Annotated in this window: 10 protein-coding genes; 8 read left to right on the top strand and 2 right to left on the bottom strand. The window is 34.9% G+C overall.

What is annotated here, in order from left to right:
- The first annotated feature begins 11 nt into the window (after positions 1 to 11).
- Genes THEXY_RS08865 through THEXY_RS08845 form a run of 5 tightly spaced genes read left to right on the top strand, consistent with a single transcriptional unit; the run spans position 12 to position 6,837 of the window.
- Positions 12 to 1,172 (top strand): Gfo/Idh/MocA family protein, encoded by a 1,161-nt coding sequence (locus THEXY_RS08865; RefSeq protein ID WP_013788501.1) that lies wholly within the window; start codon positions 12 to 14, stop codon positions 1,170 to 1,172.
- A gap of 18 nt (positions 1,173 to 1,190) precedes the next feature.
- Positions 1,191 to 2,261 carry a Gfo/Idh/MocA family protein gene (locus tag THEXY_RS08860; protein ID WP_013788500.1) on the top strand — a complete coding sequence of 357 codons (1,071 nt, stop codon included), beginning with the start codon at positions 1,191 to 1,193 and terminating at the stop codon, positions 2,259 to 2,261.
- Between the two features lie 29 nt (positions 2,262 to 2,290).
- Positions 2,291 to 4,333 carry a glycoside hydrolase family 52 protein gene (locus tag THEXY_RS08855; RefSeq protein ID WP_013788499.1) on the top strand — a complete coding sequence of 681 codons (2,043 nt, stop codon included), beginning with the start codon at positions 2,291 to 2,293 and terminating at the stop codon, positions 4,331 to 4,333.
- A 17-nt stretch (positions 4,334 to 4,350) separates the two neighbouring features.
- On the top strand, positions 4,351 to 5,853 hold the full coding sequence (locus THEXY_RS08850) for a GH39 family glycosyl hydrolase (protein WP_013788498.1): 1,503 nt from the start codon (positions 4,351 to 4,353) through the stop codon (positions 5,851 to 5,853).
- 21 nt (positions 5,854 to 5,874) lie between these two features.
- Positions 5,875 to 6,837 carry an acetylxylan esterase gene (locus THEXY_RS08845; RefSeq protein ID WP_013788497.1) on the top strand — a complete coding sequence of 321 codons (963 nt, stop codon included), beginning with the start codon at positions 5,875 to 5,877 and terminating at the stop codon, positions 6,835 to 6,837.
- Between the two features lie 20 nt (positions 6,838 to 6,857).
- Here the strand turns inward: THEXY_RS08845 and THEXY_RS08840 are convergent, their stop codons facing one another.
- Positions 6,858 to 8,465 carry a response regulator gene (locus THEXY_RS08840; protein WP_013788496.1) on the bottom strand — a complete coding sequence of 536 codons (1,608 nt, stop codon included), beginning with the start codon at positions 8,463 to 8,465 and terminating at the stop codon, positions 6,858 to 6,860.
- 1 nt (position 8,466) lies between these two features.
- Complete coding sequence (locus tag THEXY_RS08835) at positions 8,467 to 10,215, bottom strand: sensor histidine kinase (protein WP_013788495.1); 1,749 nt, start codon at positions 10,213 to 10,215, stop codon at positions 8,467 to 8,469.
- Positions 10,216 to 10,750: 535 nt separating this feature from the next.
- Here THEXY_RS08835 and THEXY_RS08830 point away from each other — a divergent pair.
- The 3 genes from THEXY_RS08830 (at position 10,751) to THEXY_RS08820 (ending at position 14,435) form a co-directional block, all read left to right on the top strand.
- A complete protein-coding gene (locus THEXY_RS08830) occupies positions 10,751 to 12,436 on the top strand; it encodes an ABC transporter substrate-binding protein (RefSeq protein WP_013788494.1) in 1,686 nt (561 codons plus the stop codon).
- Between the two features lie 83 nt (positions 12,437 to 12,519).
- Positions 12,520 to 13,497, top strand: a complete 978-nt coding sequence (locus THEXY_RS08825; protein WP_013788493.1) for an ABC transporter permease — start codon at positions 12,520 to 12,522, stop codon at positions 13,495 to 13,497.
- A 32-nt stretch (positions 13,498 to 13,529) separates the two neighbouring features.
- Positions 13,530 to 14,435, top strand: a complete 906-nt coding sequence (locus THEXY_RS08820; RefSeq protein ID WP_013788492.1) for a carbohydrate ABC transporter permease — start codon at positions 13,530 to 13,532, stop codon at positions 14,433 to 14,435.
- Positions 14,436 to 14,581: the final 146 nt, after the last annotated feature.

Below are 14,581 nucleotides of genomic sequence, written 5' to 3'. Positions count from 1 at the left end.
GGAAGTTTAGTATGATTAATATAGCCATAATTGGGGCAGGTAATATTTCATCTGCCCACATACAAGGCTTTTTGGAGTTTAAAGACAGGTGCAAGGTCGTCGCTATAGCTGATATCTACGAGGACAAGGCTTATGAAAAAAAGAAGCGGTTTGGCTTAGAAGATGCCACTTTGTACAGTGATTACAGAGAAATATTGAAAAGAGAAGATATTGATCTGGTGGACATATGCACGCCACCATATACACATGCTGACATAGCCGTAGAAAGTTTAAATTCAGGGAAACATGTAATCGTAGAAAAACCGATGGCATCATCGTTAGAAGAGTGTGACAGGATGATTGAAGCCTCAAAGAAAAACAAAAAGATTCTTTCAGTAATAGCGCAGAATCGCTTCAGGACTCAGTTCATGAAACTAAAAAAGATCGTAGAGTCAGGTTTAGCAGGTGATATAGTACATGCACAAGTTGACTCATTTTGGTGGAGAGGTCATTCGTACTACGACCTATGGTGGAGAGGTACATGGGAAAAAGAAGGTGGTGGTTGCACATTAAATCATGCAATACATCATATAGACATGCTTATATGGCTTTTGGGTATGCCCGAAGAAGTACAGGCTGTAATGAGCAATGTTGCACATGACAACGCAGAAGTTGAAGACATATCAATAGCCATACTAAAGTATAAAAATGGTGCGTTGGCTCAGATAACCAGTTCAGTCGTGCACCATGGAGAAGAACAACAAATTGTGCTTCAAGGGAAAAAGGCCAGGATATCAGTGCCATGGAAAGTATATGCGTCAACAGCGTCCAGCAATGGTTTCCCATCTGGAGAAGACGAAGAATTGGAAAAGAAAATACAGGAATACTATGACAGCTTGGAAGAAACAAAGTACACAGGGCACACTCCACAGATTGACGATGTATTAAAAGCGTTAGAATCAAGTAATGAAATCTTGGTAAGTGGTATCGACGGAAGAAATGCCATAGAGCTTATAACTGCCATATACAAAGCAGCTACAACAAAAGAAGCTGTCAAATTGCCACTTGAGAAAGATGATCCATTCTACACAGTAAATGGCATAATGGCAAGAGTGCCTCATTTTTATGAGAAAAAAACGTTTGTAGAAAATTTCAATGACGAACGCATAACATTTGGAAGAGATATTAAGTAAATAGAGGAGGAACACCAAATGAGCAGAGAAAACGGTATGTACTATATGCCTGAAAGCAAAGCTAAAAAAGTCTGCAGCGATGGAGAATTTCAATTTGCAGCAATTGGATTAGACCACGGACACATATACGGTATGACAAAAGGATTAATAGAAGCAGGTGCTGAAGTAAAATGGGTGTACGACAAAGACCCAGAGAAAGTTGAAAGATTCATAAAAGCATTTCCTACTGCCAAAAAAGCTCGCAGCGAAGATGAAATACTGATGGATAACTCAGTTAAATTGGTAGCAAGTGCAGCAATACCATCAGAAAGATGTGACATAGGCTTAAAAGCAATGGATGCAGGAAAAGACTACTTTGCAGATAAACCTCCAATGACGACATGGCAGCAATTAGAAAAAGCAAAAGAAAAAGTTAGAAAGACAAATAGAAAATATGCCGTGTATTATGGAGAGAGGCTTCACAATGAAGCATCAGTTTATGCTGGACAATTGGTAGAAAAAGGAGCAATAGGCAGAGTAATACAAGTATTAGGAATGGGACCACACAGAGAAGGAAAAGGAAGGCCAGACTGGTTTTACGAAAAAGACAAATTTGGAGGCATACTGTGTGACATAGGAAGCCATCAGATAGAACAATTTTTGTTCTTTACAGGTGCAAAAGACGCAAAGGTTCAATCAGCGAAAGTAGCAAATTACAATCATAAACAGTACCCTACTTTTGAGGACTTTGGCGATGTAACGCTAATTGGCGATAATGGCGCAACAGGCTATTTCAGGCTTGATTGGTTTACACCTGATGGGCTTGGCACGTGGGGCGATGGAAGGCTGTTTATTTTAGGTACAGATGGCTACATAGAGCTTAGAAAGTACATCGATGTTGCAAGAGAAAATGCTCCAGACCATGTGTACTTAGTAAACAAAGACGGTGAATTTTTTATAGATGTGAGTGGAAAGGTAGGATTTCCTTTCTTTGGGGACTTGATACTGGACTCATTAAACAGGACAGAAAATGCCATGACGCAGGAGCACATTTTTAAAGCTATAGAATTGGCGTTAGAAGCTCAAACAAAAGCTATAAAGGTAGAATAAATTCATAATCTTAAGAAGAGGTGTTTTAAATGATAAGTAAATCTTTTTATGCGCACCACAGCGCATTTGGCGCTTTCTCAAGCTTTGTAATCGGTAAATGCGGTAAAGGTGGTGGCGTAGTATTAAATGATGTTCGGCCGCCTGAAAACAATGTCTACATCGGATACAAAAGAGATGGTGTTATAAGCTTGTTGCCATTTATTAAAGATGATACAAAAAATGCAGAAGAAGAGTTTACAGGAGAAGTTTCTACAAGCAAGAAAGAAAAGAATATAAAAGTCTTTGGCGAAGATGAGATAGAGAGAGAGTTAAGTTGGGCATCAGATACTTGGACAGCGGGAAAATTCAGGTTTTCCATTCTTACTCCTTTCGGATATGTTAAAGACCCATCTGTGATGAATGAAAACGAAAAGAAACTTGCATTGGCACCTGTCATATTTATACAGTTGACAATGGATAACACTGACAGCAATAAGGACGCTGAGATGATTTTTGGCTTTGAAGGTCCGAAAAGGATATTATCTGAGCTTACAGATGGGAAATACTTAGGCGGAGTATACGGCAGAAAATATGGTTTTGCAGTCAAAAAAAGCGATGATGTAAGAGAGCTGTCAAGACTTGATATTTTGACGTCATGGGCAAATGATAACTATCAAAATCACGGTCTTGGCAGAGCACCATCTTTGATATTTAAAGTGCCAGCAGGCGAGAAAAGAACATATACTGTGGCATTGGCAACGTATCAAAGTGGCGTCATCACGACAGGAATCGATGCTGAATTTTACTATACATCTGTTTTTAAGTCTCTGGAAGAAGTATTATCATTTGGACTTGACAATCAAGATTATTACTTAAATTTGGCAAGAGAAAGAGATGAAGAGCTTAAAAAAAGCGGGCTAAATGAGTACAGGCAGTTTTTGTTGGCACATGCGGCTCACAGCTATTATGCCAGCACAGAGCTTTTGAAGCGGGAAGATGGCACGCCTCTTTGGGTAGTAAACGAAGGCGAATACATTATGATAAATACATTTGATTTGACGGTTGACCATGTCTTCTGGGAAATGAGATTCCACCCTTGGACGATTACAAATACGTTGGATCTGTACTATGAAAAGTATAGCTACAGAGATCAAGCGGGTCTTGCCTTTACGCATGATATGGGTGTTGCAGATGGTTTTTCTAAAGAAGGTTATTCATCGTATGAGCTTCCCAATCTTACTGGATGTTTCAGCTACATGACCCATGAAGAGCTTTTGAATTGGGTTTTGACAGGTTCTGTTTATGCAATAAAAATGAACGACAAAGAATGGCTTAAGAAAAACATGGGTGTTTTTGAAGATTGTTTTGATTCTCTTGTGGCAAGAGATAAAAATAATGATGGGATAATGGATGTTGATAGTTCAAGGTGCGAGACAGGATCGGAAATAACGACATATGACAGCCTTGATGAAAGTTTAGGACAGGCGAGGAACAATTTATACCTTGGTGTAAAGACATGGGCGGCTTACGTTATGTTACATGGCTTGTTTAAAGAAAATGATCTTGGTGAAAAGGCAGAAAAAGCTATAGAAAAGGCTAAACAGGCTGCCAATACTATCGTCGGAAAATTTGATGAAGACAATCAGTATATACCTGCAGTATTTGAAAAAGGCAATACATCCAGGATAATACCTGCTGTAGAAGCATTAGTATATCCATATATTGTAGGATATACTAACTTTGTAAGTGAAGATGGTGTATTTGGTGAGCTTATAAAAGTTTTAAAGAAGCACGTAATGACGATTATAAAGCCTGGTATATGCATAGATGAAGTGTCTGGCGGTTGGAAGCTTTCGTCAACCAGCAAGAATACATGGAACAGCAAAATTTTCTTGTGTCAATATGTGATAAAAGATGTGCTTAATATAGACTTTGGCGATAAAGAAATTGAGTGGGATAGAGTACATGCTACATGGCAACAGGTGTCATGCAGCGAAGATTGCGCAACAGATCAAGTAAACAGCGATACAGGTACGCCAAGAGGAAGTCGCTTGTATCCGAGACTTGTGACAAGTGTATTGTGGATGAAATAGATTTTGGGGGTCTTAACATGATTAAAGTGAAAGTACCGAATTTTTCTAACAAGAAGTTTTCTGACAGGTGGAGATTTTGCGTCGGAACAGGCAGGCTTGGCCTTGCACTTCAAAAGGAGTACGTTGATACATTAAAATTTGTCAAAGAGAACATAGATTTTAAGTATATAAGAGGGCATGGCCTTTTGTGTGACGATGTAGGCATATATAGAGAAGATGTGGTAGGAGATGAAGTAAAACCTTTTTATAATTTTACCTATATAGATAGGATTTTCGATTCATTTTTAGAAATGGGTATAAGGCCATTTGTGGAAATTGGATTTATGCCTAAAAGATTAGCATCTGGTACACAGACAGTTTTTTATTGGGAGGGAAATGTTACCCCTCCCAAGGATTATGAAAAGTGGGAAAACCTCATAAAAGCTGTTGTTTCGCATTTCATATCAAGGTATGGCATAGGCGAAGTTGTAAAATGGCCATTTGAAATATGGAATGAGCCAAACTTAAAAGGATTTTGGAAGGATGCTGATGAGAAGGAGTATTTTAAGCTGTACAAGGTTACTGCAAAGGCGATAAAGGAAGTAAATGAAAATTTGAAGGTAGGAGGACCTGCTATATGTGGTGGTGCTGACTACTGGATAGAAGATTTTTTGAATTTCTGCTATGAAGAAAATGTTCCTGTCGATTTTGTATCGCGACACGCGTACACATCTAAGCAAGGTGAATATACGCCACATCTCATATACCAGGAGATTATGCCATCTGAATACATGCTAAACGAATTTAAAACAGTGAGAGAGATCATAAGAAACTCACATTTTCCGAACCTTCCATTCCATATAACAGAATACAATACATCTTACAGCCCTCAAAATCCTGTACACGATACGCCATTTAATGCTGCGTATATTGCCAGGATTTTAAGCGAAGGTGGAGATTATGTAGATTCATTTTCTTATTGGACGTTTAGCGATGTGTTTGAAGAAAGAGATGTGCCTAGATCTCAGTTCCATGGAGGATTTGGACTTGTGGCGTTGAATATGATACCGAAGCCTACATTTTACACGTTTAAATTCTTTAATGCCATGGGAGAAGAAATGCTTTATAGAGATGAGCACATGCTTGTGACAAGAAGAAATGACGGTTCTATCGCTCTTATCGCATGGAATGAAGTGATGAAAAAGACCGAAAATCCAGATAGAGAATATGAAGTTGAGATACCAGTCGGATTCAAAGAAGTGTTTATTAAGAGGCAGTTAATAGATGAAGAGCATGGCAATCCATGGGGCACATGGATACACATGGGTAGGCCAAGATATCCTAGCAAAGAGCAGGTAAATACACTTAGAGAAGTTGCAAAGCCAGAGATTATGACAAGCCGTGCTGTGCCGAATGATGGATACTTAAATCTAAACTTTAAATTAGGTAAAAATGCAGTTGTGCTGTATGAGTTGACAGAAAGGATTGATGAATCAAGCACATATATAGGACTTGACGATAGCAAGATAAATGGATATTGATGTGATTTAGGAGGATTTAAAATGGGACTTTTTGATATGCCATTGCAAAAACTAAAAGAATATACTGGTACAAATCCATGCCCTGAAGATTTCGATGAGTATTGGGAGAGGGCTTTAGATGAGATGAGGTCAATTGATCCTAAGATTGAACTCAAAAAAAGTAGCTTTCAAGTGCCTTTTGCAGAGTGCTACGACTTGTACTTTACAGGTGTGCGTGGTGCAAGAATCCATGCAAAGTATATAAAGCCTAAGACAGAGAGAAAACATCCAGCGCTGATAAGATTTCATGGATATTCATCAAATTCAGGTGACTGGAATGACAAATTAAATTATGTGGCGGCAGGTTTTACTGTTGTGGCTATGGACGCAAGAGGTCAAGGAGGGCAGTCTCAAGATGTTGGCGGTGTAAAGGGAAATACTCTAAATGGGCATATTATAAGAGGGTTAGACGATGATGCTGACAACATGCTTTTTAGGCATATTTTCTTAGATACTGCCCAATTGGCTGGAATAGTAATGAATATGCCAGAAGTCGATGAAGATAGAGTTGCAGTCATGGGGCCATCACAAGGGGGAGGGCTATCATTAGTGTGTGCAGCATTGGAGCCAAGGATACGCAAAGTAGTATCTGAATATCCATTTTTGTCTGATTATAAGAGAGTATGGGATTTAGACCTTGCTAAAAATGCCTACCAAGAGATTACAGACTATTTTAGGCTTTTTGATCCAAGGCATGAAAGGGAGAATGAGATATTTACTAAGCTTGGATATATAGACGTTAAAAATCTTTCAAAAAGGATAAAAGGCGACGTCTTAATGTGCGTTGGGCTTATGGATCAAGTGTGTCCGCCGTCAACTGTTTTTGCAGCTTACAACAACATAAAATCAAAAAAGGATATAAAAGTGTATCCCGATTATGGACATGAGCCTATGAGAGGGTTTGAAGATTTGGCGATGCAGTTTATATTGGAACTAAATGCATAAGGAGATGCATAAGCATCTCCTTAAACTGTATTTTTTATTAATTTTTTATATTCGCTTACGTTTAAGCCTGTGTATTTTTTAAAACACGATGAGAAGTAGTTTGGGTCTTGTATGCCTACGGCATTGGCGATTTCAAATGACTTCATGTTTTTCTCTTTAATAAGGCTTATTGCTTTTTCCATTCGCTTATTTGTCAGGTATTCTATGAAGTTTATGCCTGTTTCCTTTTTGAATGTCCTGCTTAGATAGCTGGGGTTTAAGTAAAAATGCTTTGCTACAAATGATAGTGACAAATTGCTGTCGCTTAAATTTTCCTCTATGAACTTTTTAACATCATCAATCAAATTATTTATGTTGCTAATCTGTTCTTTATTGACAGCTTTTATTGTGTTTATTACGATGGATGATAAGAATTCTATCATCTCAGGCAACGTCTCTATATTTACTATTTTGTTGTATGTGTTTATTTCAGATAAATAGATGTCGTCAAAATTCTCTTTTAATTCGAGAGAAACCGAGAAGCAAACAGAAATAATGTTTAATGCACTAACATGTATTAACTTAAGCGCATTTTCACTTTTAACATCGATCAAAGAGAAAACTTCTTTTACAGTATTTATAGCATCGTCTTCTAATCCAGATTTCAGATAAAATTTTAATTCATTTAAAAGATGCATTGTGTCACTTTCTGATTTACTTTCTTTAAATTGAACATCTCTATAATGTATTATGTTGTTGTTTCCAACAGCAATGTGATAATTTAATGCATCGATGGCCTCCATGTAGGACGTTCTAACTTCGCCGATGTTTTCTTTTATGTTGCCGATGCCGATATTTAAAGTACAATCAAGCTCTTTATTTATTTTGTTTTTAAGACGCATGCAAATTTTATATAGGTCTATCTTCTCATCGTTGCTTAATATGATGATTCTATTCATCTGGTCAGAGAATACAATGATATTTTTTAATTTTTTAAAATAGCTTTTAACGTAGTTACTGACTTTAAAGTTTTGAATCAATCGAGATTCTTCATTTAAATCGGCTGAATTTGCGATTTCTATCGCAGCAATTTGAAAATTTTCATTTTTCAAATGTAGCTTAAAAAATTCAAGCCTTTCATTTATTGAACTTTCAGGTAAGTTGCTGGTTATAAGCTCGTTTAAAAAACGCTCCTTCAAATAAGGCAGGTTCTCATATAATTGCTTTTTTAGATCTTCAAGCTCTTTCTTTTCTTTTTTCTTCACTTCGATGTACGATTTCACTTTTTTTGCTGTGTTTAAGACTTCATTTTCGTCAATAGGTTTAAGCAAAAAATCAAAAATTCCTAATTTTACAGATTTTTGGGCGTAATTAAAATCATTGTAACCTGTAAGGACTATAATGATAAGCGATGGATGTTTTTTTAAAATAAATTCACTAAACTCAATGCCGTCTATACCAGGCATTTTTATGTCGGTAAATACGATATCTGGCTTTAGCTCATCGATTAATTTTATGCCTTCATTTGCATTTGAGGCTTCACCTACAATTTCCATTCCTAACGATTCCCAATTTATGCATTGTTTTAAAAGACTTCTTTCTAAATATTCATCATCTATTATAAATACCTTAATGTTATTTTCTGACATCTTAGTCCTCCTTATTTATAGGAATAGTTATTATGATAGTTGTTCCCTTGTCTGGCTTACTTTGAATCTTCACAACATCGTTATAATTGTAGTAAATTTTTAGCCTTTCAATCGTAGATCTGAGCCCAACTCCTTTTGATTGACCAGATTCTATCTCTTTTAATTTTTCTTCACTCATGCCTTTTCCATTGTCAGAGACAATAAGAATTATTTGATTTAAATCGTAAAGGGATTTTATTGTTATTATGCCTTGTCCGTCTTTTCCTCTTACGCCGTGGTTTAATGCGTTTTCTACTAAAGGCTGAAGTATCAGCTTCGGTATTTTATAAGGCAATGTCCTATCGTCAATCTCTTTTATGACGTCAAATTTGTCTCCGAAGCGTATCTTTTGGATTGTAAGGTAATTATCTATTATTTCAAGTTCTTCTTTTATTGTTATTTCTTCGTTGCCGTTCATCAAAAAAGATCTATAAAACTTTCCTAAGGCTTTTACAATTTTGCTGGCGCTTTTTGTGTCATTTATCAAAATCAATGCACTTATTGCATCAAAAGAATTAAACAGAAAATGAGGCTTTATCTGCGATTGCATTACTTCCAGCTCTAGTTTTCTTTTCATCTTTTGCTCATTTATTATATCGCCGATAAGCTTCTTTATTTCGTCTATCATCTTGTTGTACACGTCTTTTAACATACCTATCTCGTCATTTCCTGTCACGATGTCTACTTTTTCAAATTTACCGTCTTTTATACCTTTCATGGAGTTTACTAACTTTACTATAGGTTGCGATATAAAAAGCGATATAAATAGAAGCCCCAGCAAAAGCAATACGATGTTTATGACTATGACAAAAAGAAGTATTATATTGTAGATCCAAAATTGGCTATTAAGTTCATTAAACGGTGTTATGCTTATGATATTCCAGCCAAAGTCATTTTTCAAGTCTGATATTATATAGACTTTACCATCTATCTTCCTAACTGTTGAGCCATTTGGATTGATGAATGTATATATTTCACTGTTTAAATTTTTGCTGATGTTTGTCGGCTTAATTATTGTATTTCCTTTTTCATCTCTTATTATTATACCAGACGTATAGGTATTTATTGAGCTATTTATATACTTGTACAAATAAGACTCAGAAATATTTATTATCATGATTCCGGCTGATTTCTGACTGTTTATATCGTTTATGACTCTTATGAAAGATACATATCCTTTATTACCACTGCTTTGGTCAATAAGATCTCCATCATTTGCTTCTAATATATATTTTCCATTTAAACTTACCAGTCTGTCATACCATTTAGCTGTCTTTATTGTGGACAAGCTTATGCTTTTAAAAGAAACATTATCAACAAAGTATTCGTTTCCCATGTTGTCAAAAATATATATGGATGAAATAAAGTCGTTAAAGTTTAAAAAATCCGACAAGTATTTGCTCATTGGCTGTATATAGCTTGCATAGTTTCCTGCATTTCCATTTGCTAAAGCTGATTGCAGAATCTGACTCGATATTAATATTTTAGACTGGTTGTCTACAGTATTTATTAACGATTCTATGCTGGAATTGATATTTGAGACAATTTCATTTGAAACCTGCATAACCTTGTTGCTGGTTATATTATTATTTATCTCTTGGTATGCAATCGAAAGAAAAGAAATCGAAATAATAAGCACAAACAAGTAATACAACACTATTTTAGAGGATATACTTAGATCTCCAAATTTTTTAATTACCTTGTCAAACATCTTATTTACTCCTTTGGAGCTAATATTTTTAAATGCATCTATAAACAAAACTATTGTAACATAGTTTTGTGATATTTAGACAAAATACTTTATCTATATTTTATCATATCTTGAGGAAAAAAGTAACTGGTTTATTTGTTGATTAGACAAAGTAAAAAAATTAAAGAATCAGGTAAAAAAATTCTATTTTATTAAAAAAATTTTGATATATAATTTTCTTATAAGTAAGAGTTAGAAATAAAAACAAGTATTAACAATAATTAATTTTTATTCCTTTATATTCATTTGTTTTATTTAATTTCTTTTAGATTCGTTTGTATTCAGCACAACTAATATTTGGCGGATTAGTAAACGTTAAGTACAAAATGATAGTATATATGAGTAGATATGTTAACTTTATTTAAACACTTGTTTGATTTAAAAATATTTTCTACTCATGTATAAAAATATATTTGTTCTATACGGAGGTGGTGGTATTATAAGGCATGTCTTTGATATTTTTAGAGTTATTTAACATTTTATGGGAGGAGAAATGATGAAAGGGAAAAAATTATTTATTTTAATTCTGGCTATTGTAATGGTTATCTCGGCGCTTTTGACAGGCTGCAGCAACACAAAAACAACCAGCAATAATACAAGTAAAAACACATCCGATAATAGCAATAACACTAAACAGATGAAGACATTCACACTTTTTTATGACACATCAACAGCTACACCATATGACTATACAAAAACACCTGTCTGGAAAAAGCTTTCTGAATTAACAGGTGTAAATTTACAAGTAAGTTATCTTGTTGGTACAGATGAAACATCAAAAGCGACACTTATGATAAGTGGTGGCGATTTGCCTGATTTAATTGTGGCAAGTAATAACACATTTGAACTTTTTAGAGAAGCTAATGATCTGGTACCTCTTGACGATTTGATTGACAAATACGGCACAAACATAAAAAGATGGTATTCCCAAGAAGACTTAAATAAGATGAAAGACCCAAAAGATGGACATATCTATTACTTAACACCAGCGAGAAAAACATTATATCTATATCCATACTCTGGTTTCTATCTTCCATTAGAGGTTTTAAGGGAAGCTGGATGGCCTAAAAAATTAACGTTAGATCAGTATTTTAATATCATTGAAGATTACGTAAAAAAGCATCCAACGTATAATGGGCAGCCAGTAGTAGGATTTACTGCTCTAACTGATAGCTGGAAGATATTCACATTAACTGGTGTTCCAAGTTATTTAGCTGGAAATGCAAATACAGGTGATGTATGGGTGGATGACAACAATAAAGCACATCCATTTGCAATAAGCCAATGGGCACATGATTACTATAAGAAGTTGAACGAAGAATGGAATAAAGGCATACTCGACAAACAGATGTTTACTAGAAATTATGATTCATATCTATCTTTGATTTCATCAGGAAGAGTTTTAGGATTCTACGATCAAAGATGGGATATCCAAAATGCTATCAATTCGCTTGAGCAGCAAAAACTTTATGACAGAGTTCCTTTTGCTTTGCCTGTAACCTTTGATGGTGTTACAAAAGAAGACTATAATAGTATGAATATGACAGGCAATAGTGCAGGTATTGTTATAACAAAGAGCTGCAAAGATCCTGTTGCTGCATTCAAATTCTTAGATGCTATGTGCAGTGATGGAGCTTTGAAGCTTGAAAACTGGGGAATAGAAGGCAAAGATTATTCAGTAAAAGATGGAAAGATGTATATGACACCAGAACAATTGACTCAATACAAAGATAACAATTATACTAAACAAGAAGGAATTGGACAGTATTGGTATTTCCCACATCCAAATGACGGTGTAAAACTTGCTGATGGCAACTTTGCATCACCTCAAGATACTCCAGAATATATAGCAAGTTCATACAAACCATACGAACAAGAAGTATTAAAAGCATATAATATAACCAATTTATCGCAAATGATGGCACCACCAATAGAGACACCTTATGGCTTTGTATACGATATAAGCATACCAGACAGCGAACAACAGATAAAGATTGCAAATCAAAAAGCATCTGACCTTACAAGAAAATATGTAGCACAAATGATACCAGCAAAACCAGATCAATTTGAAAGCATTTGGAAAGAGTACGTTTCTGAAATGCAGAAAGCTCATTACGACCTTGAAGTGCCATATATCCAGCAGCAAATTGATTGGAGAATACAACATTGGGGTACTAAATAAAGAACAACATAGTTAAAAAATTCTGTAATGAAGTACGAAAATCGTACTTCATTACACTTAAAATATTATTTGGAGGATTGAACATGGCCTTTACAGATGCTAGAGTGGAAGTTTTATCAGAAGAAAAAATGGTAAATAGTAAAAGAGATAAGAGAAAAAAATTTTACAAAAAACTAGCTCAACAAAAAGAACTAGTATTTATTGTATTGCCGTTTCTTGTATTGCTTATTATATTTAGCTATGTTCCGTTGTGGGGATGGATAATAGCATTTAAAAATTTTAATCCTGCCTTTGGAATAAACAAATCTCCTTGGGTTGGACTTGAAAACTTTAAAATGCTGTTTGAAGATCCTACTTTTTATCAGTCAATACGAAACACGTTAGGAATAAGCATTTTAAAATATTTTCTTGGATTTTTTTCCTCAATAACATTGGCTGTTTTAATAAATGAAGTTAGAAATGTGAAGTTTAAAAGGACGGTACAAACCATTTCATATTTACCACATTTCGTCTCATGGGTTGTTGCTGCAAGTATTGTCCTTGATGTCCTATCACCAAATGGAGTGGTAAATCAGCTGTTTTTAAAACTTCACATTATAAAGCAATCGATTAATTTCATAGGAGTTCCACATCTTTTCTGGCCGTTAATGGCACTATCCGATATGTGGAAAGAAGTAGGATGGAATTCAATAATATATCTGGCGGCAATGACTGCTATAGACAGTGAGTTATACGAGGCAGCGAGTATTGACGGAGCCGGTAGGATAAGAAGAATTTTCTCTATAACATTACCGTCCATAGTGCCAACCATAAAAATACTTTTAATATTAAATGCAGGGTGGATATTAAATGCCGGATTTGAACAAGTATTTCTGTTGTCAAATCCTATGGTCATAGACTATTCACAGACATTGGAATTGTATGTATACAATTATGGTATACCGATGGGGAGATTTTCATTTGCGACAGCAGCAGGTATATTTAACTCAGTAGTTTCTTTAGCAATGGTTACATTAGCAAATAGAATATCGAAAACACTTAGCGGAGAAAGTGCATTTTAAATCTAATTCACGAAATTTCAGGAGGTTATAAAGTGGCTAGAAATAATAAAATAAGGTTGAGCACAGAAGATATTGTATTTGACACAATAAATTATATTTTGCTTACGATCGTAATAATAGTCACACTGTATCCATTCATACATGTATTAGCAGTTTCATTTAATGATGCTATAGATACAGTGAGAGGTGGAATTTATTTATTTCCAAGAAAATTTACGACCTTTAATTATGTATCAATTTTAAGCGATTCTGAGATTTATAATGCGACAATCATCTCAGCATTGAGAGCTATTATAGGTTCCGCTTTAAATGTACTTGCCAGCATAATAGTCGCATATGCCATAAGCAGAAGAGATTTTGTCTTAAGAGGAATTGTCTCGAAGATTTTTACGTACTCCATGTATTTTTCGAGTGGCTTAATACCATATTACTTGTTAATCAGAGACTTACATCTTATGAACAATTTTTTGGTATACATCTTGCCAGGGATAGTAAGTGCGTGGAATATAATGGTTGTAAGAAGCTATATAGATGGTCTGCCAGCCAGTCTCATCGAATCGGCGAAATTAGATGGAGCCAGCGAATTAAGGATAATATTCTCTATCATATTTCCGCTTAGTGTACCAGTATTAGCGACGATAACACTTTTTGTTGCAGTTGGACAATGGAACTCGTGGTTTGATACAATGCTTTTTTGTTCCATGAATCCCAATTTAAGCACATTGCAATATGAATTGCAGAAAGTTTTGCAGTCGACTCAGCAGTTTACACAACAAGCATCTTTTGATATGGGACTGAGAAATAACTCTAATACAGTTACTCCTGAAAGCATAAGAGCTGCTATGACAATAGTAGCAATAGTTCCAATTATGATTGTATATCCATTCTTACAGAAGTATTTTGTAAAGGGTTTAACTATTGGCAGTGTTAAGGGTTAGAATTTGTTATTTGAATATTTGAGAATTATATGCGTGAAAGGGGTGATTATTTGAAAATACTAATCTTTTTTAGAGAAATAGATATTTGATTGTGAGGTGATAAATTTTTGAATAGCAGTTTAAATTTTAATATTAATTTAATTACC

The organism is Thermoanaerobacterium xylanolyticum LX-11 (assembly GCF_000189775.2).
Lineage (GTDB): Bacteria > Bacillota > Thermoanaerobacteria > Thermoanaerobacterales > Thermoanaerobacteraceae > Thermoanaerobacterium > Thermoanaerobacterium thermosulfurigenes.
This window is presented reverse-complemented; position numbering and strand designations above follow the sequence as displayed.

Bases quoted from the DNA above. Each gene is read 5' to 3' on its own strand.
- THEXY_RS08835 (WP_013788495.1), bottom strand. From the start codon at position 10,215: ATGTTTGACAAGGTAATTAAAAAATTTGGAGATCTAAGTATATCCTCT.
- THEXY_RS08855 (WP_013788499.1), top strand. From the start codon at position 2,291: ATGATAAGTAAATCTTTTTATGCGCACCACAGCGCATTTGGCGCTTTC.
- THEXY_RS08840 (WP_013788496.1), bottom strand. From the start codon at position 8,465: ATGTCAGAAAATAACATTAAGGTATTTATAATAGATGATGAATATTTA.
- THEXY_RS08860 (WP_013788500.1), top strand. From the start codon at position 1,191: ATGAGCAGAGAAAACGGTATGTACTATATGCCTGAAAGCAAAGCTAAA.
- THEXY_RS08825 (WP_013788493.1), top strand. From the start codon at position 12,520: ATGGCCTTTACAGATGCTAGAGTGGAAGTTTTATCAGAAGAAAAAATG.
- THEXY_RS08845 (WP_013788497.1), top strand. From the start codon at position 5,875: ATGGGACTTTTTGATATGCCATTGCAAAAACTAAAAGAATATACTGGT.
- THEXY_RS08830 (WP_013788494.1), top strand. From the start codon at position 10,751: ATGAAAGGGAAAAAATTATTTATTTTAATTCTGGCTATTGTAATGGTT.
- THEXY_RS08865 (WP_013788501.1), top strand. From the start codon at position 12: ATGATTAATATAGCCATAATTGGGGCAGGTAATATTTCATCTGCCCAC.
- THEXY_RS08850 (WP_013788498.1), top strand. From the start codon at position 4,351: ATGATTAAAGTGAAAGTACCGAATTTTTCTAACAAGAAGTTTTCTGAC.